20 protein-coding genes and 1 pseudogene are annotated in these 26236 nt (G+C 62.3%); 5 read left to right on the forward strand and 16 right to left on the reverse strand.

The window, feature by feature from the left end; genetic code table 11:
- Positions 1-77 precede the first annotated feature (77 nt).
- From HWY05_RS15070 to edd, 4 genes are all read right to left on the reverse strand, one after another.
- Positions 78-572, reverse strand: a complete 495-nt coding sequence (locus tag HWY05_RS15070) for a gluconokinase (RefSeq protein ID WP_176058821.1) — start codon at positions 570-572, stop codon at positions 78-80.
- A gap of 10 nt (positions 573-582) precedes the next feature.
- On the reverse strand, positions 583-2001 hold the full coding sequence (locus tag HWY05_RS15075) for a gluconate:H+ symporter (RefSeq protein ID WP_035548576.1): 1419 nt from the start codon (positions 1999-2001) through the stop codon (positions 583-585).
- A 257-nt stretch (positions 2002-2258) separates the two neighbouring features.
- Positions 2259-2900: a bifunctional 4-hydroxy-2-oxoglutarate aldolase/2-dehydro-3-deoxy-phosphogluconate aldolase gene (eda, locus tag HWY05_RS15080; RefSeq protein ID WP_035548579.1), complete on the reverse strand. Its 642-nt coding sequence runs from the start codon at positions 2898-2900 to the stop codon at positions 2259-2261.
- 26 nt (positions 2901-2926) lie between these two features.
- A complete protein-coding gene (gene edd / locus HWY05_RS15085) occupies positions 2927-4831 on the reverse strand; it encodes a phosphogluconate dehydratase (protein WP_176058822.1) in 1905 nt (634 codons plus the stop codon).
- A 296-nt stretch (positions 4832-5127) separates the two neighbouring features.
- Here edd and HWY05_RS15090 point away from each other — a divergent pair, with 296 nt between their 5' ends.
- A complete protein-coding gene (locus HWY05_RS15090; protein ID WP_035548584.1) occupies positions 5128-5973 on the forward strand; it encodes a MurR/RpiR family transcriptional regulator in 846 nt (281 codons plus the stop codon).
- Between the two features lie 67 nt (positions 5974-6040).
- Here the strand turns inward: HWY05_RS15090 and HWY05_RS15095 are convergent, their stop codons facing one another.
- Both HWY05_RS15095 and HWY05_RS15100 read right to left on the reverse strand, forming a co-directional pair.
- Positions 6041-6430, reverse strand: coding sequence for a hypothetical protein (locus HWY05_RS15095; protein ID WP_176058823.1), 390 nt, complete (start codon positions 6428-6430; stop codon positions 6041-6043).
- Positions 6431-6550: 120 nt separating this feature from the next.
- Complete coding sequence (locus HWY05_RS15100; RefSeq protein ID WP_244146612.1) at positions 6551-12259, reverse strand: YadA-like family protein; 5709 nt, start codon at positions 12257-12259, stop codon at positions 6551-6553.
- A 933-nt stretch (positions 12260-13192) separates the two neighbouring features.
- Between HWY05_RS15100 and HWY05_RS15105 the strand changes: the two are divergent.
- The 3 genes and pseudogenes from HWY05_RS15105 (at position 13193) to HWY05_RS15115 (ending at position 15305) form a co-directional block, all read left to right on the forward strand.
- Positions 13193-14005, forward strand: a pseudogene (locus tag HWY05_RS15105) (IS5 family transposase).
- A gap of 276 nt (positions 14006-14281) precedes the next feature.
- Positions 14282-14707, forward strand: a complete 426-nt coding sequence (locus HWY05_RS15110) for a nuclear transport factor 2 family protein (RefSeq protein ID WP_176058825.1) — start codon at positions 14282-14284, stop codon at positions 14705-14707.
- Positions 14708-14864: 157 nt separating this feature from the next.
- Positions 14865-15305 carry a nuclear transport factor 2 family protein gene (locus HWY05_RS15115; protein ID WP_176058826.1) on the forward strand — a complete coding sequence of 147 codons (441 nt, stop codon included), beginning with the start codon at positions 14865-14867 and terminating at the stop codon, positions 15303-15305.
- Positions 15306-15336: 31 nt separating this feature from the next.
- Here HWY05_RS15115 and HWY05_RS15120 read toward each other — a convergent pair whose 3' ends face one another.
- The 9 genes from HWY05_RS15120 to HWY05_RS15160 all read right to left on the reverse strand — a co-directional run bounded on the left by HWY05_RS15120 (position 15337) and on the right by HWY05_RS15160 (position 24981).
- Entirely contained in the window at positions 15337-15753 is a 417-nt protein-coding gene (locus tag HWY05_RS15120; protein ID WP_035548595.1) for a CopD family protein, read from the reverse strand.
- Between the two features lie 108 nt (positions 15754-15861).
- Entirely contained in the window at positions 15862-17133 is a 1272-nt protein-coding gene (locus HWY05_RS15125) for a glutamate-5-semialdehyde dehydrogenase (RefSeq protein WP_176058827.1), read from the reverse strand.
- A 135-nt stretch (positions 17134-17268) separates the two neighbouring features.
- Entirely contained in the window at positions 17269-18387 is a 1119-nt protein-coding gene (holA, locus tag HWY05_RS15130; RefSeq protein ID WP_176058828.1) for a DNA polymerase III subunit delta, read from the reverse strand.
- Between the two features lie 36 nt (positions 18388-18423).
- Complete coding sequence (gene lptE / locus HWY05_RS15135) at positions 18424-18975, reverse strand: LPS assembly lipoprotein LptE (protein ID WP_035548602.1); 552 nt, start codon at positions 18973-18975, stop codon at positions 18424-18426.
- A 91-nt stretch (positions 18976-19066) separates the two neighbouring features.
- Positions 19067-21658, reverse strand: a complete 2592-nt coding sequence (leuS, locus tag HWY05_RS15140) for a leucine--tRNA ligase (RefSeq protein ID WP_176058829.1) — start codon at positions 21656-21658, stop codon at positions 19067-19069.
- A 217-nt stretch (positions 21659-21875) separates the two neighbouring features.
- Positions 21876-22322 (reverse strand): biopolymer transporter ExbD, encoded by a 447-nt coding sequence (locus HWY05_RS15145; RefSeq protein WP_035548607.1) that lies wholly within the window; start codon positions 22320-22322, stop codon positions 21876-21878.
- A gap of 60 nt (positions 22323-22382) precedes the next feature.
- A complete protein-coding gene (locus HWY05_RS15150) occupies positions 22383-23093 on the reverse strand; it encodes a MotA/TolQ/ExbB proton channel family protein (RefSeq protein ID WP_035548610.1) in 711 nt (236 codons plus the stop codon).
- Between the two features lie 78 nt (positions 23094-23171).
- Entirely contained in the window at positions 23172-23978 is an 807-nt protein-coding gene (gene dapB / locus HWY05_RS15155) for a 4-hydroxy-tetrahydrodipicolinate reductase (protein ID WP_035548613.1), read from the reverse strand.
- A gap of 184 nt (positions 23979-24162) precedes the next feature.
- A complete protein-coding gene (locus HWY05_RS15160) occupies positions 24163-24981 on the reverse strand; it encodes an outer membrane protein assembly factor BamE (protein WP_176058830.1) in 819 nt (272 codons plus the stop codon).
- A gap of 158 nt (positions 24982-25139) precedes the next feature.
- Between HWY05_RS15160 and fur the strand changes: the two genes are divergently transcribed.
- On the forward strand, positions 25140-25568 hold the full coding sequence (gene fur, locus HWY05_RS15165; protein ID WP_035548620.1) for a ferric iron uptake transcriptional regulator: 429 nt from the start codon (positions 25140-25142) through the stop codon (positions 25566-25568).
- A 149-nt stretch (positions 25569-25717) separates the two neighbouring features.
- Here fur and HWY05_RS15170 read toward each other — a convergent pair whose 3' ends face one another.
- Positions 25718-26230 carry an ureidoglycolate lyase gene (locus HWY05_RS15170; RefSeq protein WP_035548623.1) on the reverse strand — a complete coding sequence of 171 codons (513 nt, stop codon included), beginning with the start codon at positions 26228-26230 and terminating at the stop codon, positions 25718-25720.
- Positions 26231-26236: the final 6 nt, after the last annotated feature.

Below are 26236 nucleotides of genomic sequence, written 5' to 3' on the forward strand. Positions count from 1 at the left end.
TCGTCGTTTGAGGCATAAAAAGACGCTCCTCGGAGCGTCTTTTTTTCAGCTATGCGGCGGTGTGTCGATAGACAAACTTAGCGCGCCTCCACCTGTTTCAACACTTCTTCGACGATCTGTTCCGGTGTCAGCTCGATGCTCACCGTGATCGCTTCATCCGGGCCCGGTTCTTCAAGCGTATCGAGCTGGCTCTGCAGCAGCGACGGATCGAAGAAGTGCCCGGTGCGCGTAGTCAGCCGCTCTTCCAGCACCTGGCGCGAACCCTTCAGATAGACAAAGCACACGTCTTTATCGCCGTTGCGCAGCACGTCCCGGTACGAACGCTTCAGCGACGAACACGTGAACACCGCCGTCTCGCCCGCCGTCTGCTTTTCCACGATCGCGGTGCGGATGGTTTGCAGCCATGGCCAGCGATCTTCGTCGGTGAGTGGAATGCCGTGGTGCATCTTTTCCTTGTTGGCGGCGCTGTGAAACGCGTCGCCGTCGGTGAACGGGCACTGCAGGCGTTCCGCCAGCATTTCGCCAATTCTTGTCTTGCCGGCGCCCGACACGCCCATTGCGATCAGAATCATCAAAAACTCCTTACACGACCGCCGCGAGTGCGAAGGTCAAACCCAACCCCATCAGCGAGATGATGGTCTCGAGGAGCGACCATGTCTTGAAGGTCTGCCCCACCGTCATACCGAAGTATTCCTTGATCAGCCAGAAGCCGCCGTCGTTCACGTGCGAGAAGATCAGCGAACCCGAGCCGGTGGCCAGCACCAGCAATTCCGGCTGAACCTGCACGCCACCCGCCGCCGCGATCGGCGCGACGATGCCGCAGGCCGTGGTCATGGCGACCGTGGCCGAACCCGTCGCGAGACGGATCAGCGCGGCGACCAGCCAGCCGAACAGCAACGGCGACATATGGACCGACGTGGCCACATTGACGATCTCTTTGGAAATACCGCTGTCCATCAGCACGCGACCGAAACCGCCGCCCGCGCCGACGATCAGCGTGATACCCGCGATCGGCGCGAGACAGTCGCCGCAGAACTTCTGGATCTGCTCGCGCGTGAAGCCACGGCTCGCACCGAAAGTCCAGAAGCTGACCAGCACGGCGATCAACAGCGCGACATCCGAATTGCCGACGAAACGCAGCAGATCGTTCGGCAGCGTCTTCGGCGCGGTGATGAGATCGGCCCAACTGCCGATCAGCATCAGGATCACCGGCAACAGGACCGTGAACAGCGTGATGCCGAAGCTCGGCAGTTCGCGTTTCGGCGCGGTGTTCTGTGCGCCGGTTTTCGCGGTGTCGTTCGCGCCAGCACCTGCGCCTGCAACCGCACCTGCGCCGCCGAGAAACTGCGCGGCAAGCGCGTTCTCTTTCGGCAGCTTGATATAACGACTGATCAGCAACGCGAACAGCGGACCCGCGACGATCGCGGTCGGAATGCCGACGATCAGCCCGTAGGCAATCGTCTTGCCGATATCCGCGTGATACGCCTGGACCGCGAGCATCGCAGCCGGATGCGGCGGAATCAGACCATGCACGACTGAAAGGCCCGCAACCATCGGCAGGCCGACCAGCAGCAGCGATTTATTGGTGCGTTTCGCGACGTTGAAAGCGATCGGAATCAGCAGCACGAAGCCGACTTCGAAGAACACCGGCAAGCCGACGATGATCGCGACGACCATCATCGCCCAGTGAATATGCTTCTCGCCGAACCAGTCGATCAGCGTCGTGGCAATGCGCTCGGCGCCGCCGGATTCGGCCATCATCTTGCCGAGCATGGTGCCGAGACCAACCACGATCGCAATGTGCCCGAGCGTGTTGCCGTTACCGGTTTCGAACGATTTGACGATGGTCGCCATCGGCATGCCGGAGGCGAGCCCCAGCAGCAGCGACACGATAATGAGGACGAGGAACGGATAGACCTTGTAGCGCGTGATCAGCAAGATCAGCAAGGCGATGGCGATCACGCCGAAGACCAGCAGCAGGCTGCCGTGGGTAGCTCCCATGAAGCTCCTCCTTTGCGTTATTCATTCTGAGTGCAGGACAAGCGGCCGGCACCTCGTCTCACGGCGACCTGCGCGACGCCTGAAAACCGGGCTGACCGCGCGGACGCTGAATTTTACTGTCTGTTGCCGCAAAACGCCCGCCAATCGGGCGCGGATATCGAAAAGGAGCCTCGCCGCGACAGCCTGACTGGCTGCATCGACGAGGCTCCTTTGTGTCGGCCTGGAGAGCGGACTAAAGCGCGAGCGGTCCGGTGAGCTTAATGCGCCGGCGCGGCCAGCTGGCTCGCGGCACGCGCGAGACGGGTGACTTCGTCCCAGTTCTGCGCGGCCAGCGCGGCCTTCGGCGTGAGCCACGAACCGCCCACGCAGACCACGTTCGGCAGCGACAGGAAATGCGTCGCGGTTTCAGCCGTGATGCCGCCGGTCGGGCAGAACTTCAGCGTCGGGAACGGGCCATGAAATGCCTGCAGCATCGGCACGCCGCCGGCTTGCTGCGCCGGGAAGAACTTGACGATCTCGTAGCCCAGTTCCAGCGCCTGGATGATGTCGCTCGGCGTCATCACACCCGGCAGCAGCGGCAGGCCAGCGTCCTGCGCGGCCTTGTGCATGTCTTTGGTCAGGCCCGGCGAGACGCCGAACTGCGCGCCCGCTTTCTTCGCCTGCGCGCAATGCTCGGGTTTCGTAATCGTGCCGACGCCGACCACGATGTCGTCCGCGAGTTGGCTCGCGCGTTCGATCGCGGCCAGGCCGGCCGCGGTACGCAGCGTGATCTCAAGCACTTTCACGCCGCCCGCATGCAGCGCGCGCGACACGTGTTCGCCCTGCTCGGCCGAGTCGAATGCGAGCACCGGAATCACCGGGCCGAGGCGCACGATATCGCTTACTGTTTTCGACGTCATAGTCAGACTCCTTGTTTCTGCAGCGGTTAGCTGGCTTGAGTGGTGCTTGTGTGGGTTTCGCTGTGCGCTTTCGCGTGGGCGGTTTGATGGGCCGGACGCTCGCCCACCATTGCGCCGAACACCGAAGCGCCCTGCTCCGCCGGCGCGGCCGCCGCGCGGAACACACCGAACAGTTCACGGCCGAAGCCGACTTCGTTTTCCGCCTGATGCTGCGGCACGGCATTCGGACGCGCGGCCCATTCGGCTGCGTCGATCTCGACGTCGAGCACGCCGGCGTCGGCGTCGATCACCAGCATGTCGCCCGTGCGTACCTTGCCGATCGGCCCTTGCAGCAGCGCTTCCGGCGACAGATGAATCACCGCCGGCACCTTGCCCGACGCGCCCGACATGCGGCCGTCGGTGACCAGCGCGACGTGGAAACCTTGATCCTGCAACACACCGAGCAGCGGCGTCAAACGATGCAGCTCAGGCATACCGTTTGCGCGTGCGCCCTGGAAGCGCACCACGGCGATGAAGTCGCGCTTCAGTTCGCCTTTGTCGAAGGCCTCCTGCACCGCTTCCTGCGAATCGAACACGATCGCCGACGCCTTCACCTTGCGATGCTGCGCCGCCACCGCCGAAATCTTGATCACGCCGCGGCCGAGCTTGCCTTGCATCAGACGCAACCCGCCGTCCGGCTGGAACGGCTCCTTGATGCCGCGCAGCACGGTCGCGTCTTCGCTCACCTGCGCGCCCGGCACCCATTCGAGCTTGCCGTCGAGCAACTTCGGCTCTTCGGTGTAGTGATGCAGGCCCTTGCCCGCGACGGTGTTCACGTCTTCGTGCAGCAAGCCGCCTTCCAGCAGATTGCGCACCAGGAAGGCGACGCCACCCGCAGCGTGGAAGTGATTTACGTCCGCCTTGCCGTTCGGATAGATCTTGGCGAGCAGCGGCACCGCTTGCGACAGCGTGTCGAAGTCGTCCCAGTCGATCACGATGCCCGCCGCGCGTGCAATCGCGACCAGATGCAGTGTGTGATTGGTCGAGCCGCCCGTGGCCAGCAACGCGACGATACCGTTGACGACCGCTTTCTCGTCGACCACATGGCCGATCGGCGTGTAGTTGCCGCGCTCCACCGTCAGATCGAGCACGCGGCGCGCGGCTTGCGCGGTCAGCGCGTCGCGCAGCGGCGTGTGCGGATGCACGAATGCCGAACTCGGCAGATGCAGGCCCATCACTTCCATCAGCATCTGATTGCTGTTCGCGGTGCCGTAGAACGTGCAGGTGCCGTGGCTGTGATACGCGGCGGCCTCCGCTTCGAGCAGCGCGTCGCGGCCGCACTGGCCGGTGGCGAAGAGCTGGCGCGTCTTGGCTTTGTCGTCGTTCGAGAGGCCGCTGCCCATTGGGCCGGCCGGCACGAAGATGGTCGGCAGGTGGCCGAATTGCAGCGCGCCGATCAGCAGACCCGGCACGATCTTGTCGCAGATGCCGAGGCACAGCGCCGCGTCGAACATGTTGTGGGTCAGCGCGACCGCTGTGCTCATGGCGATCACTTCGCGCGAGAACAGCGACAGTTCCATGCCCGCGTTGCCTTGCGTGATGCCGTCGCACATGGCCGGCACGCCGCCCGCGAATTGCGCGACGCCGCCGTTTTCACGCGCGGCCTGCTTGATGATGTCCGGGTAGTTTTTGTACGGCGCGTGGGCCGACAACATCTCGTTGTACGAGGACACGATGCCAATGTTCGGCTCGCGAATCTGCTTGATGACGAGCTTGTCGTTGCCTTCCAGACCCGCGAAGCCGTGAGCCAGGTTGGCGCATGAGAGCGCGCCGCGCGCCGGGAACTTGCCCTGCGCCTGATGGATGCGGGCCAGGTAGGCCTCGCGCGTGGGCTTGCTGCGCTCGATCACACGTTGCGTGACTTTCAACAATTGCGAATGCGGGGAAACCATCGGAGCTCCTTCGTCGCTGGCTTTGAGGGGCGCATGCGCGCCGTGCCAGGTAGGTATCGCAGGGGATGTCGGATCAGCCGACCCACGTCATCTTAGTAGAAAAACTACACGATCGCAATGCGATGTCTTGCTGCGCCGCCGCATCTTGCCGATATACGTTGAGCCATACTGGTGGCCCGTATGCGGGGAATCGGTGAAAGTTAGGGATTACACCTACGCGATGATTTGTAGTTTTTGTACCTTTTGTGGCAATCAGCTATAGTCCACGCATTCTTCAGCATAGTGCGAGTTTTCCGATGATGCTGTCCCAGGTGGAAGAGATGCGCGATCAGTTGCGGCCGTCCGAACGCAAGCTGGCCGATTACATCATCGAGGCGCCGCGTGAGGTGCTCGATCTGTCAATGACCGAGGTGGCCGCGCGCGCGGGCGTGAGTCAGCCGACTATCGCGCGGTTTTGTCATGCGCTGGGGTTTTCGGGGTTTCGCGAGTTCAAGATCCGGCTGGCGCAGGGGATCGCGGCGGCCGTGCCGACCGTCTATCGCGACGTGCGGCCGGATGAAGGCGCGCCGGGACTGATTGCGAAAGTGTTCGACCGGACTATCGGGACCTTGATCGAGGTGCGCAATAACCTGTCGCCGGATAGTGTTCACGCGGCAGTGGAACTGCTCGCCAATGCGGCGCGTATCGAGTTCTACGGCGCGGGCGGATCAGGGATTGCCGCGCAGGATATCCAGCACAAGTTCTTCCGGCTCGGGATGCCGAGCGTCGCGTATTCCGATCCGCATACGTATTCGATGTCGGCGGCGTTGCTCGAACCTGGCGATGTCGTGGTGGCGGTATCCAACACCGGCCGCACACGCGACATCATCGAAGCCGCGCGCTCGGCGCTTGCTCGTGGCGCGAAAGTAATCGCGATTACGCACGGCAGCTCGCCGCTGGCGCGAGTGGCGACGATCTGCCTGTTCTCGAACGTGGTGGAAGAAACCGATGTGTTTTCGCCGATGACGTCGCGCATGTCGCATCTGGCGATTGGGGACATTCTGGCGGTGGGCGTGGCGCTGAGTCGCGGCCCCGAGCTTGTGGAGCGGCTGGGGCAAGCGAAAGGGGTGATTGGGCGGTTGAGGATCGACGGCGAAGCTTAAGGAACTTGACATGAAAAAGGCCTGCTCGATGGCAGGCCTTTGAGGTCAAAACGATGTGTGCTGCGATTTATTCGACAGGTACGCTGGCTTCGACACGGCGGTTCTGTGCGCGGCCTTCAGCCGTGTCGTTCGAGGCCGGGTGTTGCACGGCCGGCTTGCCACACATGAAGGTCAATTCGCGCGGATCCGCCTTCGGTACGGTAGCGTCAACGCGGTCGATCGATTCAAGCAGCGTCACGCCATTTTCTTTACAGGTTTCTTCAGCAACGCGGGCACAGCTATTCGAGCTTTCCAGAAGTCCGTCACAGCTGACGCGGTAGACGGGTACTTTCTGGTTCGCTACGGTGATCGCGTGAAGCGTGTAGGTCGGGCCGGACTGCGAGGTACACGCAGCAAGGAAACCCACAAACGCACCGAGCAACGGCGCGCGGAGATAGTTAAGCAGAGTCGCGTTCATTTTCAGATATTCAGTTGAGGGAAGCGGCACCTTGCGGCGTGAATCGCCGACAAAAGGCGCGCTTCCCGTTGAGTCCGATCAGGTCGGTGGGCGGACGGAACCGAAGTCCCGTCCTAGCCATTACCACTGGTACGATGCGCCCGCGCCGATGGTGGTGCCCGCTGCGCTGATACCCGCGCCGAGCTTGGCCTTCAGGTTCTGCGTGACACGAACCGACGCGCCGATCGCCGTAGCCTGGTAGCCCTTGTAGTTCGCGGTGCCGACACCGACTGCAATGGTCTTGCCCAGGTCGACATCCGGAATCATCGACAACGCGGTTGCTGCTGCCACACCGCTGTATGCACCTCGCGCCACCTGATTCACGCCCGACTGCACAGCTTTGACCTGCTGGTCCGTGTAGTCCTTGGCCGTCACGCCGCCCGGCAGGTTGCCGACAGCCGCGCCGATCGAGTCGTTCATCTGCCCCACGTTGACCGCATCGGTCGCCGCTGTACCGTTCGCGACGTTGGTGATCTGGCGTTCGTTACCGGAAGAACCCACCGACACCGCGTTATCACGATCCGCCACCGAGTTCGCACCCATCGCCACCGAGTTAGCTGCGTTGGCCTTGGCGTTTGCACCCATCGCCGTAGCGTGTGAACCCGATGCGATCGCACCTTCCGTGTCACGGTTGCCGTCGGCGGAGAACATCGGATTGTTCGCCGCTTGAGCCATGTTCGTGACGCTCGAGATCGCCTGGTTCATCTGGCTCACGTTGACCGCGTCGTTGCCGGTCGCACCTGCTGCCACGTTGTGGATCGTCGTGCCGCCGTCAACGCCACTACCCATCGTGATGCTGTTGTAGTTGGTCGTACCATCCGGATTCTTGTCGTACGTCACCGCGGTGTTCGTCGTACCGTTCGGATTGATGATGCCCGACGCCTTCAACTGCGCGACGTTCACGGCGTCCGTATCAGCCGTACCCGCCGCTACGTTGGTGATCTGGCGTTCGTTACCTGCCGCGCCCACCGACACCGAGTTCGCACGATCAGCCACCGAGTTCGAACCCAATGCAACCGAGTTCGCTGCCCGCGACTGCGCGTTACCGCCGATCGCCACCGACTCCATACCCAGCGCTTGCGAATCCGCCAGCGTCGAGTTGGCGTGGAAGTAAGTGATACCTGCGCCGTTGGTGATGTTGTTCAGCGTGTTGTTGATCGTGCTGATATTCGTGGTGTTCTCCGTCACGCGGCTGTCGATGTTGGTCACTCGGCCGTCGATGGTCGAGATCGCATCGCCTGCGTTGTGCACCTTGGTCGTCGTGCCGTCGATATTGGTGACGTTGTACGTCGGGCCTGTTACCGCACCGGTGGTCGGGTCGATCGATGCACCGCCGCCCAGACCGTCTACCGCAGCTTTGAACTGGCCGAGATTGACCGCTGCATTGTCGACCGTACCGGCCGCTACGCCCGTCAGCATGCGGTCGCCCGCCGTGCCGGTGAAGTTGACTTCCTTGCCGTCCGTGTCCTTGCCCACCGTCAGCTTCTCGCCTGCGGCAGCCTGCTGCACCAGACCGGACGTGCCGTTCATGATGTTGGTGATATCGCCTTCCACATTCGTCACGCGACCGTCGATGTTGGTCACTCGGCCGTCGATGGTCGAGATCGCATCGCCTGCGTTGTGCACTTCCGTGGTCGTACCGTCGATATTGGTCACGTTGTACGTCGGGCCCGTCATTGCGCCGGTGGTCGGGTCGATCGATGCACCACCGCCCAGACCGTCAACCGCTCCCTTGAGTTGACCGAGATTGACCGCCGCGTTGTCGACCGTGCCAGCCGCTACGCCCGTCAGCATGCGATCGCCCGCCGTGCCGATGAAGTTCACTTCCTTGCCGTCGGTGTTCTCGCCGACCGTCAGCTTTTCGCCTTTCGACGCCTGCTGCACCAGACCTACCGTACCGTTGCTGATGTTGTTGGTGATGTTAGTAATCGCCGAGCTGTTGTCGGTGGTACGACCGTCAAGGTTGGTGATCGCATCGCCAACGTTGTCCGCATTCGTCTTGCTGCCATCAAGCTTGTATTTCGGCTTCGCGACCTTGCCGTTAGCGTCCACAGTGGAACCGCCGCCAAGCGCGTCGGCTTCGGCCTGCGACGCTGCCGTCAGTTGACCAAAGTTGACCGCATCTGTTGCGGCTGTGCCGGCTGTTACGTTCGCAATCTTGTTGGTCGCCGACACGCCGTGTTTGGCGCTGAACAAGCCTGCCGTCGCATCCCACTGCAACGAATCCTTCTGCAGGCCGTTGATGTTGGTGTTGATCGTCGTGATGTCGCCGGCGTTCTTCGTGGTCGCACTGTCGATCTTCGACAATGCTGTGCCGACGTCAGTCGCCGTCTGGCCCTGCACCGTGTAGGTCGGGGCTTTGATCGTGGCGTCAGCGTTGACTGCCGAACCGCCGCCCAAGGCCGTTACCGCGCTTTGTGCCGTGCCGTAAAGCTGCGAGCCGTTGATCGCGTCAACGCTCGTGGCATTCACCGCACCCTTCGCGACGTTCGTCAACTGACGTGCGCCGGCCGTGCCGAGGAAGTCCACTATCGAACCGTCGGTGGCCTTGCCAACCGTCAGCTTCGCGCCCTTCGATGCCTGCTGCACCAGACCCGTCGTGCCGTTGTTGATGTTGTTGGTGATGGTGCTGACATCGCCAGCCACGCCGTCGATACGGCCGTCCAGTGCGGTGACCGCACCGTCGACACCCACTGCGTCCTTGCCGCCGACCTTGTACTTCGGCTTGGTGATCGTGCCATCGGCATTCACCGTCGAACCGCCGCCCAGTGCTGCGGCTTCGCTTGTCGACGCTGCCGTCAGTTGACCAAAGTTCACCGCATCTGTTGCGGCTGTGCCGGCTGCCACGTTCACAATCTTCTTGCCCGCTACGTTAGCTTCGCCGTTCAGACCGTTGAACAGCACCGCCTTCACCGAGTTGCCGTCGCCGTCAAGGACGCCTGCGTCCTTCAACTGCTTAACGTTGACCGCGTCCAGGTCGGCCTTGCCGGTCGCCACGTTGGCCAGCGTCGTGCCGTCCTGACCTGCCAGCGTGATCTGGGTCTTGGCTGCGGTGTCGTACTTGACCGCCATCTCATCCGTGCCAGCGGCCGTCGACTGCACGGCGCCTAGCGCGTCGCCGACGTTGTTGTAGTCGGTGCCGCCGATGCTGTACTTCGGCTTCGTGACCTTGCCATTCGCGTCAACGGTCGTGCCGCCGCCGAATGCGTCGGCTGCGCTTTGTGCCGTGCCGTAAAGCTGCGAGCCATTGATCGCGTCAACGCTCGTGGCATTCACCGCACCCTTCGCGACGTTCGTCAACTGACGTGCGCCGGCCGTGCCGAGGAAGTCCACTATCGAACCGTCGGTGGCCTTGCCAACCGTCAGCTTCGCGCCCTTCGATGCCTGCTGCACCAGACCCGTCGTGCCGTTGTTGATGTTGTTGGTGATGGTGCTGACATCGCCAGCCACGCCGTCGATACGGCCGTCCAGTGCGGTGACCGCACCGTCGACACCCACTGCGTCCTTGCCGCCGACCTTGTACTTCGGCTTGGTGATCGTGCCATCGGCATTCACCGTCGAACCGCCGCCCAGTGCTGCCGCTTCGCTTGTCGATGCTGCCGTCAGCTGGCCGAAGTTGACCGCATCGGTTGCTGCCGTGCCCGCTGTCACGTTCGCAATCTTATTCGTCGCCGACGTGCCGTGTTTGGCGCTGAACGAGCCTGCCGCCGCATCCCACTGCAGCGAATCCTTCTGCAAACCGTTGATGTTGGCGTTGATCGTCGTGATGTCACCGGCGTTCTTCGTGGTCGCGCCGTCGATCTTCGACAACGCCGTGCCGACGTCAGTCGCCGTCTGGCCCTGCACCGTGTAGGTCGGGGCTTTGATCGTGCCGTCAGCATTGACTGCCGAGCCACCGCCCAGTGCGCCCGTCACGCCCTTGAGTTGCGATATGTTCACTGCGTCGGTGTCAGCCGTTCCCTTGGCCATGTTCACGACCTGGCGCAGCGCGCTGGCGTTGCTCACCGATACCGTATTCGCACGATCGGCCACTGAGCCGTTGCCCAGTGCGACGCTGTTGTCGCCCGTCGCACTTGAGTTCGTACCGAGCGCCACGCCCCACTTGCCGTCCGAGCTTGCACCGCCCCCAACCGCAATCGAGTCCGCACCCTTCGTGGTGGAATCGGCCAGCGCGCTGTTAGTATGGAAGTACTTGATGCCACCACCGTTGGTGATGTTGGTCACCGTGCTGGTGACATTGCTCACGTTCTGGTTAGTCGCATACAGCTGCGAGCCATTGACCGCATCCATGCTCGACGCCGACAGCGCGCCTGCCTTTACGTTCGTGACCGTCGTGCCCGTTGCACCACCACCCAGCGTCACCTTGTCCTTCGTCGTGCTGTCGTACGCCACGAACGCGTTCGTCACGTTGCCGGACATGTCCGTGCTCAGGCCTGCGGCCTTCATCTGCTTGATGTTCACCGCGTCCGTGTCCGACGTACCCGCCGCCACGTTCACCAGCCTCTTGTTCTTCACGTCTGCATTACCGCCCGTCGCGCTGAACTGCACCGCGTTCGCTGCCGCCGTCGATGCCGCATCCGCCGTCGTCTGCGCCGTCGACGCTGCCGTCTTCGCTGCGTCCGCCGTGTTCTGTGCGGTCGTCACGTTGGCATTGGTCGCGAACAGCTGCGAACCGTTCATTGCATCAGTGCTCGACGCCGACAGCGCGCCCGCTTTCACGTTCGTGAGCGTCGTGCCCGTTGCGCCGCCCGTCAGCGTTACCTTGTCCTTCGTCGTGCTGTCGTACGCCACGAACGCGTTCGTCACATTGCCCGACGTGTCCGTGCTCAGACCTACGGCCTTCAGTTGCGCCACGTTCACTGCATCGGTGTCAGCCGTGCCTCTGGACACTCCCTTCAACTGACGCGCACCCACCGTCCCGGTGAAGTCCACCGTCGTGCCCGCCGTCTTGCCCGCTACCGTGATCGCCTTGCTCGTCGCGTCCTGCTGCACCAGACCAACCGTGCCGTTACTGATGTTGTTCACCGTCGTGTTCAGCGTCGTGATGTCGCCCGCGTTCTTCGTCGTCGCCGTGTCCAGCGCGCTTAACGCCGAACCCACATCAGACTTCGTCGCACCCTGCACCACATAGCTCGGTGCGCTCACGGTGCCGTCCGCGTTCACGCTCGCGCCGCCGCCCAGATCCTTTGCCACGCTGCTGGCCACGCCGTACAGCTGCGAGCCGTTCACCGCGTCCTTGCTGGTGGCGCTCAGCGTGCCCGCTTCCACGTCGATGATCTTGTTCGTGGCCGACGTGCCGTGCTTGGCGTCAAATGCGCCTGCCGTAGCGTTCCACTGCAGCGAATCCTTCTGCAAGTTGTTGATGTTGCTGTTGATCGTCGTGATGTCACCGGTGTTCTTCGTGGTCGCACTATCGATCTTCGACAATGCCGTGCCGACGTCACTGGTCGTCTGGCCCTGCACCGTGTAGGTCGGCGCGTTGATCGCGCCCGTCGTCGTGTCGTAGGTCGAGCCACCACCGAGCGCTGTTGCCGTCGTCGTGCCTCCCATGCTTACCTTCGCGTCTTCCGACTTCAACTGACTCACGTTCACCGCATCCGTTGCTGCCGAACCGGCAGCGACATTCGTGATACGACGCTCTGCGCCCGCCGAACCCACCGAAACTTCGCCATTCGCCGCCGTGGCGACACCTGACGACACGCTCGCGCCCGGGTTGTAGGCCGCTGCCGACAGGTTCGCCGTTGTCGTCGAACCTGCCCCTAAGGCCACCGAGTTCGTTGCCGTTGCCACCGCTGAATCTCCGAGCGCCACTGCGTTAGTACCACCGGTCACTGAATTGTGGCCTACCGCCACCCCACTATACCCATTCACTAGCGCTCCCGTCCCGAACGCTAAACCATAATTGGCACTTGCCGTCGCGTGATAACCGAACGAATCGCTCCACTTCCCGGAAGCGTTCGCCCCCTCACCGACAGCCACACTCCCTTCACCGGATGCGGTGGCCAGAGCTCCCAATGCAGTAGCATAGCCCCCCGACGAAAGGGAATCCGCACCAATGGCCACACCTGTGCCGCCATCGTTTGTATTTGCGGTCACCTGTGCGTTCGTACCGATGGCCACCTGGCTACTTTTGACCACTGCGCCACCGTCCAACCCACTGGCACTTGCATTCATCGAAGCGCTAGCGCCCGCTGCCAGCATTGCAGCAACAAACACCTTCTTACTCTTGCTTTTCTTCCCCCGGCTTTTCGCCACTTCCGATGCAGCCACATAGGTCCCGGTGTTTTCATTCCAAACGGATTTGTAAGACTTGTTCACTATTTCATCCTAGAAAGTGTGATAACTGGTTCTGTTTTTCGGGCGACCAAGTTGGCGTTTCACGCATATCAGTCGATCACCGAGGGAATGAAAAAGCGATCGTACGAATGAGAACTTCCGGACCACATCACTCACCCTTCGGCTAGTGACATAAATGTAGATTTAAGCGTCCCGCGCCTTAATGGGATAATTCTTAAAAATCGAAAACATCTAAGAAAAATCCTCATTTTTCAAAGAAACCACCCAATTTATTTAGGAAAATTCAAGATCAAAAAAATCCTGATTGCGCGATGCAGAACCGAACGGCGCAACAATCGACGTGTGACTTCAGCGGCCTACCCTGATTCAGCGTTATCTATCTAGAGCGTGTTAAGAACTTGGCGAAGGACCTGGTATTCTGGCGGCATGAAAAGAGTAGACCGCAAAGGGTATCCGAGCGATGTTTCCGAAGAAGAATGGAGCTTCGCGGCACCGTATCTGACGCTGATGAACGTGATGGCGCCGCAGCGCAAATATGAACTGCGCGACCTGTTTGATGGGCCGCGCTGGATGGCGCGCGCTGGTGCGCCGTGGCGGATGTTGCCCAATGATTTTCCACCTTGGGAGTTGCTGTATCAGCAGACCCAACGCTGGTTACAGGGAGGCTGTTTGAGAGCATGGTCAGCGACCTTCGCTCGGTGATACGCGTGGCACAGGGACGGCAGGGGCAGCCCAGCGCGGTCATTCTGGACGGTCGCGCGATCCAGTCGACTTCCGAAAGCGGTCCGCGTGCGGGCTATGACGGTTACAAACGCAAGCGTGGCGGCAAGGTGCATATGGCGGTGGATACACTCGGACAGTTGCTGGCGGTCCATGTGACGCCGGCCAACGAACAGGAGCGCGCACAGGTCGCGGAACTCGCGCATCAGGTCCGGCAGGTGACGGCAAACACGGTCAAGGTGGCATTTGCAGATCAGGGATACCCCGGCAAGGAGCCCGCGCAGGCCGCACTTGATGAATGCATCGCATTGCAGGTCATCAAGTTGTCCGAGGCGAAAAAGGGCTTTGTACTGTTGCCACGGCGGTGGGTGGTTGAGCGCAGCTTCGGCTGCGCTCAACCGCTTCTGGCGTCTGGCACGTGACTACGAGCGACTGCCTGAGACACTGGCCGGTCTTCACTTCGTCGTATTCGCCATGCTCACGCTCGTTCACGCAGCGCCGGTACTTCAAAGCTCCTAACACGCTCTAAATGTATCGCCCCAAATCAGTCAACAATCCAAAAGCGACTTCGCAAATTAGGATCATTCCTAGCATTAACCTCGTCTAAATAAGACTTTTCCCAGATAAAATCCAGGAAATGACTCTTAAAATTATCGTCAATCAACCGGGATAGCGAAATCGATCCGACCCATATACCGAATCATCGCCATTCACCAAATCACAAACGAATATTCCGGACGAAATCCGGCAACTGTGGTTAGACAACCCAGCTAATTACGTTCCAAAGGAATCGCCATGAAGCCCCTTATCCGGCTAGCCGCTGTCGCTACCCTCACTCTTTCGACCGTATTCCCAGCTCATGCCGCTGACCACGACGAAGACAGGCTGAAGTCGCTCGAACAAACCTGGATCACCGCCTCCTCGAACACCGATCGCGTTACGCTCGACAAGCTGCTCGACGACTCATTCATCGACACCACGCCAACCGGCACGCGCCGTAGCAAGAGCGACGTGCTTCTCGCGCCGCCTCCACCGCCGAGTTCGACGCAGACCCTAGTGAACCTCGAAGTCCGCGTGAACGGCGATACAGCCATTGTCACTGGCACCAATCACTTCAATCCAGGCGCGAACGCCCAGCCAAGCGACTACTCGTTCACCGATGTTTTCGTCCGCAGAGAAACTGGTTGGCGTGCCGTCTCAGCACAAATGACGCGCAAGTAATCGCATAACCAGAGCGAACAAAGAAGTAAGCAGCACAGCTAGAAATCTAAAGCGCACGGGCAACCCCGTGCCGCACGCGCGACATATCAGAGCATCATTTCCACAGGATTCTTGCTCGCGCAACTGCACAAGCCATCCATCCAATGAGGAAATGATCGTGAAACGCTTAGCCTTCCTGGCCACTCTTGGCCTATCCACCTGTGTGCTAGCCATCGGCCTCCACACCGAGGTCCAAGTCGAAACAACGCTCGCTTCGCTCGAACAAACATGGGTCAACGCCGCCCTTCAGGGCGACGGCGTCCTGCTCGACGAACTACTCGACAACTCGTTCATCGAAACCATGCCCAACGGCGCGCGCCGCGGCAAAGCCGACGTGCTATTCGCGCCCGCGCTACCACCCGGCGCCGCGCAGTCGCTCGGCAATCTGAAAGTGCGTGTTTTGGGAAATGTCGCGATGGTGTCCGGCGTCAATCACTACACGCCGGCATCGGGTTTGAAAACGATCGATTACGCGTTCACCGACCTCTATGTGCGACGTGGCGATACCTGGCGTGTCGCGTCGTCACATACGACTCTCGGGTCGGTGCATAACGTCTAACAGTGTGGAGCGTTGCGCTCCCACCAAAAGCTTAAAACGGCTTGATCACCACCAGCGCTACCGCTGCCAGCATGCCCAGCACGGGCAACTCATTGAACATCCGATACCACTTATCCGAACGCTTATTCTCGCCACGTTCAAAAGTCCGCAGCAACACACCGCAGTAAGCGTGATAGATGATCAACAACACCACCACGCCGACCTTCGCGTGAATCCAGCCCTGGCCGCGGCCAATGCCGATCACCAGCCACAGCCAGATCCCGCAGGCCAGCGCCGGCACCGCAATGAACGTCATGAAGCGAAACAGCTTGCGCGCCATGATCAGCAAACGCGCCGTTGCGGCGGGCTCCGTTTCCATCGCCAGATTGACGAAGATGCGCGGCAAATAGAACAGGCCGGCAAACCAGGAAGCAATCAGGACGATGTGAAACGTTTTGACCCAGAGCATCGGCGGTACCTGTGGCTATGCGATTGTTGACTGCGTTGATTGGGGAACAAGCGCGACCGCATTGCACAGCCGCACTTGTGTCATGCGCCCGCCGAGGCGGCGCAGCGCTTATTGACGGCCTTCGCCGTGCCCAAGCACAACGTACTTCAGCGACGTCAGCCCATCCAGACCCACCGGCCCGCGCGCATGCAGCTTGTCGTTCGAGATGCCGATTTCCGCGCCCAAGCCGAATTCGAAACCATCGGCGAAACGCGTCGACGCATTCACCATCACGCTCGCGGAATCCACTTCGCGCAGGAAACGCATCGCGCGATCGTGGTCTTCCGTGACGATGGCGTCGGTGTGATGCGAGCCGTATTCGTTGATGTGCTCGATCGCCGCATCCAGACCATCGACGACCTTGATCGCCAGCACCGGCGCGAGATACTCGGTGCGCCAGTCTTCTTCGGTAGCATCGACGAGCGGCGTCACGCCCGCGTCGGACAACACCGCCCGCGCCGCCGCATCCACGCGCAACTCGACTTCCTTCGCGCGATACAGCTTGCCCAACGCCGGCAGCATCTCAGCCGCGATATCACGCGCGACCAGCAGCGTTTCCATCGTGTTGCAAGTGCCGTAACGGTGCGTCTTCGCGTTATCGCAGACGGTCAGCGCTTTCGTCAGATCCGCGCGGTCGTCCACATACACATGACAGATGCCGTCGAGGTGTTTGATCATCGGCACGCGGCCTTCTTCGATCAACCGTGCGATCAGGCTCTTGCCGCCTCGCGGCACGATCACGTCGACATATTCGGTCATCGTGATCAGCTTGCCGACCGCCGCGCGATCCGCCGTGGCCACGACTTGCACCGCGTCTTGCGGCAACCCGGCCGCTTCCAGCCCTTCGCCGATCAGCTTCGCCAGCGCCGTATTGCACTCAAGCGCTTCCGAACCGCCACGCAGAATCGTCGCGTTGCCCGATTTCAGGCAAAGCGCGGCGGCGTCGATCGTCACGTTCGGCCGCGATTCGTAGATGATGCCGATCACGCCCAGCGGCACGCGCATCTGGCCGACCTGAATGCCGCTCGGCCGATACTTCATGTTGCTGATCTCACCGATCGGATCGGCCAGGCCGGCAACTTGCCGCAGACCTTCGACCATCGTCTTCAGCGCTTTGTCCGACAGCGTAAGACGGTCGATGAACGCCGCGTCGTGCCCTTTGTCGCGAGCCTTGGCCAGGTCGCGCGCGTTGGCTTCTTTCAGCAGCGCGGCATCGCGTTCGATCGCGTGAGCGACAGCCGCGAGCGCGGCGTTCTTCGCCGCCGTCGACGCCCGCGCCATTGCACGCGATGCGTGACGGGCGCGGCGGCCGAGGTCGGTCATGTACTGGTCGATATCCATGGAGATTCTCTTGGTGCCGCGCACGCTCAGGCGCAGCGGACGGACAGAATTAGCGAAACATCAAAAGATTGTAAGACGGGTGGAGGTGATTTGCTTGAGGCGGCGGTCTGAGCGAATCAGGGGCGCTCAGGCCGCTCAAACTGGCCGGCGCGCGGGCGCGGCGGCTCCGCTTCGAGCCCGCGGCGGCGGCACAGCCGCCGTTTTCGGCGACGCCACTGTCATCGCCAGTTCGAACAGACCGTCCCACGGATCAGGCGGCGGATCGTTACGATGATCCCCCCGCGTACCGCCGGACAAACCCTTCACCTGCCGATCCAGCTTGGCCGCCAAAGCAAGCGCCTTCTCCAGCGCGCCTTCGCTGACGCGCGACAGCGCCGGCCCGATCAGCCGCTCACGCGGTCCCCATACACGGTTCTCGCGCACCAGCATCGCAAGCGGTTTGCCCGCCTCGACGCCGCGCTTGATCCGCAGCAGCGTGCGCACCTCTTCGACAACCGCCCACAGCACCAGCACCGCCGCCTCGCCTTCGCCACGCAGCCCGTCGAGCATGCGCGACAAACGGCCGACATCGCCGGCGAGCATCGCCTCGTTCAGCTTGAAAACGTCGTAACGCGCGACGTTCAGCACCGCGTCCTGAACCTGGTCGAAACTCAACGGACCCGCCGGATACAGCAGCCCGAGCTTCTGAATTTCCTGATGCGCCGCCAGCAGATTGCCTTCCACCCGTTCGGCGATAAAGGCCAGCGCGCGCCGCCCTTCCTCACCGGCCGCAACTCGTTGTCCCTGCGCCGCGAGCCGCTGGCCGACCCAGTTCGGCAACTGCGCGCGCTCCACCGGATCGATCTTCAACGCGACGCCCGCATCGGCCAGCGCCATGAACCACGCCGATTTCTGCGTGGCCGCGTCGAGTCGCGGCAGCGTGACCATGGTCAGCACGTCGTCGTTGACGGCAGCGGCAAGCGCCTTCAACGCATCCGCGCCTTCCTTGCCTGGTTTGCCCGATGGAATCCGCAATTCGACCAGTTGACGGTCACCGAACAGCGACATCGACTGGCTCGCGCCCAGCAGCGAACTCCAGTCGAAACCGCGCTCGACGGTGAACACCGAGCGATCGGTGAAGCCGGCCGCGCGCGCCGTCGCACGAATGCGATCACACGCTTCCTGCGCGAGCAGATGCTCGTCGCCGAACACGACGTACAGGCCGGCGAGTCCTTTGGCGAGATGCGCTTCGAGCGCGTCAAGTCGCAGTTGCATGCGGACCGTCCGGCGAAGTTGAACGAAGCACCACGGTCACAGCGGCGGCGGCGGCAACGGCGCGCGCGGCGACACCGCCGGCACTTCCTGACCCGGCGCCGGATGCAGCGAGCGCACGATCGACAGACGGCGCGTGAGCTGGTCGATCGCGTCGTTTTCCATGTCGGCGAACAGGATGTCGGCTTCCGCTGCCTTGGCTTGCGAATACTGGTCGCTATAGGTCATCGCGCGGTTCAACGAGATCACGCTCGACGGAATCAGCACTGTGCCGTCTTTCCCGACCAGTGAGTAACTCATCGAGAGGTTCATCTGATACTCCTCGACCACGCCCAGCGAATTCAGCGTCAGCGTGCTGACGCCACGGCCTTCGGAGATTTGCAGCGTGGCGTCCGCGTTCGTGTACGAAGTGACCACCACCGTATCGCTGCCACCCTGCACCATGCGCGTAAGCCGCGCGGCGGCCGACGCCGAACCGCCGGAGATGAACAGGCGTTTAAACGCGTAGTCCTGCTGGCCGCGCAACTGGAAGCCGCAAGCGGACAACATCAACACGCTGCAAGCCAGCGTCAATACCATTCTGCGAGTCACATTGGCTCCTGGTTCGCAGTAGATTCCGCAGCGAGAGACAGGCGCCACCGTGCGCGACCGCCCCTGTCCGCTGCCATGTTCTCGTCGCGTGTCAAACGACCACGTTCACGAGTCGGCCCGGCACCACGACGATCTTCTTCGGGGCCTTGCCTTCGCTGAACTTCGCGACCATCTCGTGAGCGGCCGCGAGCTGTTCGATCGCTTCACGCGTGGCGTCTTTCGCCACGGTGATCGCGCCGCGCACCTTGCCGTTCACCTGCAGCACGAGTTCGATCTCCGACTGTTCCAGCGCCTGCTCGTCGACCTTCGGCCATGCCGCGTCGAGCAGCGAGCCGTGGACGTCGGCGAAACCGAGCTCCTGCCACAACTGGAACGTGAGGTGCGGCACCACCGGGTACAGCACGCGCAGCATCACGCTGTACGTTTCACGCAATACGGCCGGCTGGGCGCCCTTCGCGCTATCCAGCGCGTTGAGCATCTTCATCGCGGCCGACACCACCGTGTTGTACTGCAAACGCTGGTAGTCGAAGTCAGCCTGCTTCAGCACGCTGTAGATCTCGCGGCGCAGCGTCTTGTCGACGTCGCCGAGTTTGGCGGCGTCGAACGTGCCGCCCGAGCGCAACGCGGCTTCGTTCGCCTGACTGAAGCTCCACACGCGACGCAGGAAGCGGCTCGCGCCTTCCACGCCCGAACCGGACCATTCGAGCGACTGCTCGGGGTGGGCGGCGAACATCACGAACAGACGCGCGGTGTCCGCACCATGCTGGTCGATCAGCAATTGCGGATCGACGCCGTTGTTCTTCGACTTCGACATCTTCTCGACGCCGCCGAGCACGACCGGCTGGCCGTCCGCGTTCAGGATCGCGCCGACCGGGCGGCCCTTGTCGTCGAACGAGACTGTGACGTCGGCCGGGTTATACCAGGTCTTCTTGCCGGCATCGCTTTCGCGGTAGTACGTTTCGTTGAGCACCATGCCCTGCGTGAGCAGGTTCTTCGCCGGTTCGCCGAACTTGACGAGACCCAGGTCGCGCATCACCTTCGCCCAGAAACGCGAGTACAACAGGTGCAAAATTGCATGCTCGATACCGCCGATGTACTGGTCCATCGGCGCCCAGTAATCGGTGCGCTCGTCGACCATGGTCTTCGCATTCGGCGACGCGTAGCGGTAGAAGTACCACGACGAATCGACGAAGGTGTCCATCGTATCGGTTTCGCGTTTGGCCGCGCTGCCGCAGGTCGGGCAGGTGCAGTTCACGAACGCTTCGGATTTAGCGAGCGGATTGCCCGTGCCGTCCGGTACGAGGTCTTCCGGCAGCACCACCGGCAGATCTTTTTCCGGCACCGGCACGTCGCCGCACTTCGGGCAGTGAATGATCGGAATCGGCGTGCCCCAGTAACGCTGGCGCGACACGCCCCAGTCACGCAAACGCCACGTGATCTGCTTGTCGCCAAGACCGAGTTCCTTCAGGTCGGCGGCGATCTGGTCGACCGCCGGCTCGTAGGCGAGGCCGTCGTACTTGCCGCTGTTGATCAGCGTGCCGGTCTTCTCGCCGTACCATTCTGCCCAGGCTTCGGTGGAAAATTCCTTACCTTCCACGGCCACCACCTGCTTGATCGGCAGGCCGTATTTCTTCACGAATGCGAAGTCGCGTTCGTCGTGCGCCGGCACGCCCATTACCGCGCCTTCGCCGTAGCTCATCAGCACGTAATTGCCGATCCACACTTCGACCTGTTCCTGCGTCAGCGGATGCGTGACGTAGAAGCCGGTGCCCATGCCCTTCTTTTCCATGGTCGCGACGTCGGCTTCAGCCACACCGCCGCGCTTGCATTCTTCGATGAAGGGCAGCAGTTCCGGCTTGTCTTTCGCGAGACGCGTGGCGAGCGGATGCTCGGCGGCAATCGCGCAGAACGTGACGCCCATGACCGTGTCGGCGCGCGTGGTGAACACGCGCAGCAGCTTCTGTTCGCCGTCGATCTCGTACGGGAAGCCGAAGTTCACGCCGAAGCTCTTGCCGATCCAGTTCTGCTGCATGACCTTGACGCGCTCGGGCCAGCCGAGGCCTTCGAGGTCGTTCAGCAGTTCGTCCGCGTACTGCGTGATGCGCATGTAGTACATCGGGATTTCGCGCTTTTCGACCAGCGCGCCCGAACGCCAACCGCGGCCGTCGATCACCTGCTCGTTCGCGAGCACGGTCTGGTCGATCGGGTCCCAGTTCACGGTGCCGGTCTTCTTGTACGCGATGCCCTTTTCGAGCATCTTCAGGAACAGCCACTGGTTCCATTTGTAGTAATCGGGGCTGCAGGTCGCGACTTCACGCGACCAGTCGATCGCGAGGCCCATGGACTGCATCTGCTTCTTCATGTAAGCGATGTTGTCGTAGGTCCATTTCGCGGGCGGCACGTTGTTGGCCATTGCCGCGTTTTCCGCCGGCATGCCAAACGCGTCCCAACCCATCGGCATCAGCACGTTGTAGCCGTTCATCCGCAGATAGCGGTACATCACGTCGTTGATCGTGTAGTTCCGGACGTGACCCATGTGCAGCTTGCCCGACGGGTACGGCAGCATCGAGACGCAGTAGAACTTGGGTTTCTCGGTGGTTTCCGAAGTCTTGTACGCGTCGATGGCGCGCCATTGCCCTTGCGCGGCGGATTCGACGTCGGAGGGAACGTATTTTTCGTGCATGGTGTGATGGGATCGCTGGGTTCGGTGCTTTCGCACCGGCCGCTTTGGTGCTCTGCTGGATGAAATGGCGTCGTTCCCCTTCTGCGGGGGAAAGGGCTGATTATACCGTTCGCGAGCGGGTACGCCGCGCGGCGTCAGGCGCGGTGATGCGCTCCGGCGCGCTTGGTGTGCGCTGAGTACGCACTGAGTACGCGCCTGGTGTGTGCCGGGTAGGCGACTAGTGCGCGGCGCCCTGCGGCAATCCGCCCGGCGGCGGCGGGTCCGTCACGAAACCGATCCGCTCGAGCCCAGCCTGCTGCGCCGCGCCCATGACCTGCGCGATCACTTCGTAACGCGTGGAGCGCTCCGCGCGTAGCTGGATTTCCGGCTGGTCCGTCTGCTTTCCCGCCTGCGTGAACTGGGCGCGCATCTGCTCCAGCGTGATGGGCTTCGCGTTCCAGTAGAGCTTGCCGGCGGCATCGATGGAAAGGGAAATGGTCTGCGGCGTCTGCCGCGCGGGCGCCGATGCGACTTTCGGCAGATCCAGCCGGATCGCATGCGTGAACAAAGGCGCGGTAATGATGAAAATCACCAGTAGCACCAGCATCACGTCGATCAGCGGCGTCATGTTGATCTCGGCCATCGGCGCGGCCGTCTGCTTTTTCTCGAGTCCGCCGAATGCCATGTCGCCTCCTTCTGCCTGAGTGCCGCGTGACGCGCGCCGGTGGAACGGTGGATCAGTGAGTTAGTGAGTCGAGGTCTGCTGGACTCGCGCCGGCGCTTCGCGCTGCTCGGCCGGCGCGCACACGTACGCGTGCAGGTCGTGCGCGAAGCCGTCGAGTTCCTCGGACAATTGCCGCACCATCCGCCCCAGCACGTTGTACGCGAGCACGGCCGGAATCGCGACCACGAGGCCGAACGCGGTCATGATCAGCGCCTCGCCGACCGGACCGGCGACATTCTCGATCTGCGCCTGGCCGCTCGCGGCAATGCTGCCGAGCGCGTGATAAATGCCCCACACGGTGCCGAGAAGACCGACGAACGGCGCCGTGCTACCGACCGAGGCCAGCAGCACCTGACCGAATTCAAGCCGCCGTTGCGACGCATTGAGCGCCTGCCGCAACGCCCGCAACACCCGCTCACCGCGTTCGACGCGCGCCAGCAACGCACCCGGAATATCCACCTCGGCCGCATGCAGCGCTGCTTCGGCGAGCGGCGTGAACACGCGCTCACGGTCCACGCGCTTTAAGGCCGCGACGCCTTCGGACAACGTGGACGCTTGCCAGAATTGAGCGATCGCGCGGCTCGCCTGACGCTTCGCGCGCGTGAGAATCCAGCTTTTGACGATCAGAAAGCACCAGCTCGCAATCGACATGGCCAGCAGCACATACGCGACGCCATGCGTGATCGCGTCGCTGGTTTGCAGGTAATGGATGATGCCGCTGCTGCCTGCCATCTGACCTCGCCGGGAGAAAGTGATTTCAGGGGCGCGACAGGGGCAGCATTGCCCCTGCAGCCTGCTCGCGTGGCTTGCTTAACTTGCGTCGCGCAGGCCGAGCACGTCTTGCATGTCGAAAAAGCCGGTTGCGTGACCTTCGAGGAAACGCACAGCACGAAGCGCGCCTTGCGCATACGACAGACGGCTCGCCGATTTGTGCGTGATTTCGATCCGCTCGCCGATGCCCGCGAACAGCACCGTATGATCGCCGACGATATCGCCGCCGCGAATCGCCGAAAAACCGATGGTGGACGGATCGCGCTCGCCGGTCACGCCTTCGCGGCTGTAGACCGCGCAGTCGTCGAGATTGCGGCCGAGCGCGTGGGCGATCGTTTCGCCCATGGTCAACGCCGTGCCGGACGGCGCGTCGACCTTGTGACGGTGATGCGCCTCGATGATCTCGATGTCGTAGCCGGTCGCGAAATGCTTCGCCGCGAACTCCAGCAGCTTCAGCGTGACGTTCACGCCGACGCTCATGTTCGACGCGAACATGATGGCGACCTTCTCCGCGCCGGCGCGCAGTTGCGCCTTCTGCTCGTTGTCGAAGCCGGTCGTGCCGATCACCATTTTCACGTTATGGCGCTGCGCCGCTTCGAGATGCATCAGCGTGCCTTCGGGGCGCGTGAAGTCGATCAGGTAGTCGGACTCGGCGAATACGCGCTCGATGTCGTCGGTGAGCAGCACGCCCGTCTGTTGGCCGAGAAACGCACCGGCGTCCTGACCGAGTTGCGGAGCGCCCGCCCGGTCGAGCGCGCCGGACAGCGTGACGTCGGCATCGTTGAGGACGGTTTCGATGAGCATGCGGCCCATACGGCCCGATGCGCCAGCAATGGCAATTTTCATGGCTTCGAGGGTTCGGAAAAAGCAAAAACCCCGGCAAATGCGGGGGGAAGCGGCGGCGAGCAGCACGCCCGGGCGCCGCGCATCACTGAAAAATGCAGAGAACCGGACCGGCGCCGCGCACACAACGCGATGGCGCGTGCGCGGTGCCCGATCCTGTGCCCGTCTTAAGACACGGACAGCGGGATTAGCCGCCCGTTCCCGAAGTCGACGGAGAAGAGGTCAGCGGTGCGTTGTGCGTCGGGCCGCCGTTGCTGCTTTGCGGACCCGTCGGGCCGACCGGATTGCTGTTGTCCGTATTCGGATTTTGCGGCGGCGGCGGACGGTGGAACTGGAACTGCGGCTGACCCGCAGCCGTCGGACCCGTTGACGGGATACCACCACCGCTGGCGGTCGGCGCGCTAGGCACCGACGGCCGCAGGCCACCGCCCGACGACACCGCGTTAGTCGCGCGATTGGCGGCTTGCGCCGCTTCCGCGTTGGCGTCCGTGGACGGCACGGCTGCCGCGGCAGCGCCTTCAACTGCCGCCGACGATGCCGGTGCAGCAGCGGCCGCTGCCGGCGCGCTCGCGCCGCTAGCCGGGCTGAGCAACGCCGCGGCCTTCTTCTTGCCGAGCTTGTCGCCGTCGATTTCAGCCAGCAACTCGAGGTTGGACGGCAGATCTTCGCCGCCGCTCCAGCTCGCGACACGGTCACCCGAGAACATCACCACGAAATCGCGCTGCTGCACGACGTTGGTCGAGCCGCGCTTGAAATAGAACACGTAGTCCCAGCGGTCCGCGTGGAACATGTCGGTCAACAGCGGCGTGCCGAGCAATTGCTTCACCTGCGCGCGCGACATGCCGGCCTGCATCTGTGCAGCCGCTTCTTTCGAAACAAAGTTGCCCTGCACGACCGTGATGCGGTACGGCGTGATGCTTTGGGCAACGCGCTGTGTCAGGCTGTCGTAAGTGGAACATCCGGCAAGAACCGCGACAGTCGCAACAGCGATCAAGGTACCCCGCATGCGGCTCCCCCGGTAGATCAATTGAGATTTTGAAATCATTTCACTCACCGTGCGGGCCCGTGGACGAGCCGCGCGAGTTTCATTCCATCGAAGATGACCAGAACGGCAAAAACACATTACTATGAGAGCCCAGCATTGTACTCTAGGGATCCCTTGTCATGACCAATCCAACCGATCTCAAGAATATCGGGCTCAAGGCGACCCTTCCGCGCCTCAAAATCCTTGAGATTTTCCAGCACAGCCCGGTGCGTCACCTGACCGCCGAAGATGTGTACCGCAACCTGTTGCACGAAGAACTCGATATCGGCCTGGCAACCGTGTATCGCGTGTTGACGCAGTTTGAGCAGGCTGGCCTGCTGTCGCGCAGCAACTTCGAGTCGGGTAAGGCGGTGTTCGAACTGAACGAAGGTTCGCATCACGACCACCTCGTTTGCCTCGATTGCGGGCTCGTCGAAGAGTTTTTCGACGCCGAGATCGAAAGCCGTCAGCAATCCATTGCGAAGGAACGCGGCTTCAAGCTGCAGGAACACGCGCTGGCGCTGTACGGTGCGTGCACCAAAGAAAATTGCCCGCATCGCAAGCATTGACGCGCCTTCGGGCGTAGTGAGCGAGAGTCGGCCGCGTCGGGGTGCGCGGTCCGGCAGGTAGGCAAAAAAAGACCCGGCCGAGGCGAATCGGCCGGGTCTTTTTGCTTCTGCGCTGAGGTGGGGCAGTCTATCCGCAGCGCGCGCACGGCCTAATCGACCAACTCCGCGCTCGCTTCGAATACCAGCCGCCACGGCTCGGCTAATGACAATTCATCGCAATTGGGTTGCTCGCCGCCGCGATCGACCACCACGAAATCGCTCACCCGATCGAGCGCCAGCAACGGGTGATGCCACACGCCCTTCGCGTAGTTCACGCCCTGCCAGGCGTCGGTCCAGAATGCGCGCAGCCGCGCTGGGTCGAATTCGCCCGCCGACGCGACCACCACCAGATAGCGGCCCGCCGTCAACGGAATGAAAGCCTGACTGCCGAGCGGATGCCGCTCCATCATCGCGATCTCCACCGGCAGCGCGCGCGGTTGCGCGCGAAACAGGTTGATCAGCGGCCGGCCGCCCTGCTCCGTCACGTCGACGCTGGCGAGGTCGTGAAAGCGCTCGGTCGTACCGCCGTTGATCGCGAAGTGGCGCGCGCCGTCCAGTTCGATCACATCACCGAACGGCGCGAAGGCCGTCCGCGTCAGGCGCTCCATCTGCAATGTTTTCATCGACGG

The sequence above is a fragment of the Paraburkholderia sp. BCC1876 genome, assembly GCF_902833695.1.
GTDB lineage: Bacteria > Pseudomonadota > Gammaproteobacteria > Burkholderiales > Burkholderiaceae > Paraburkholderia.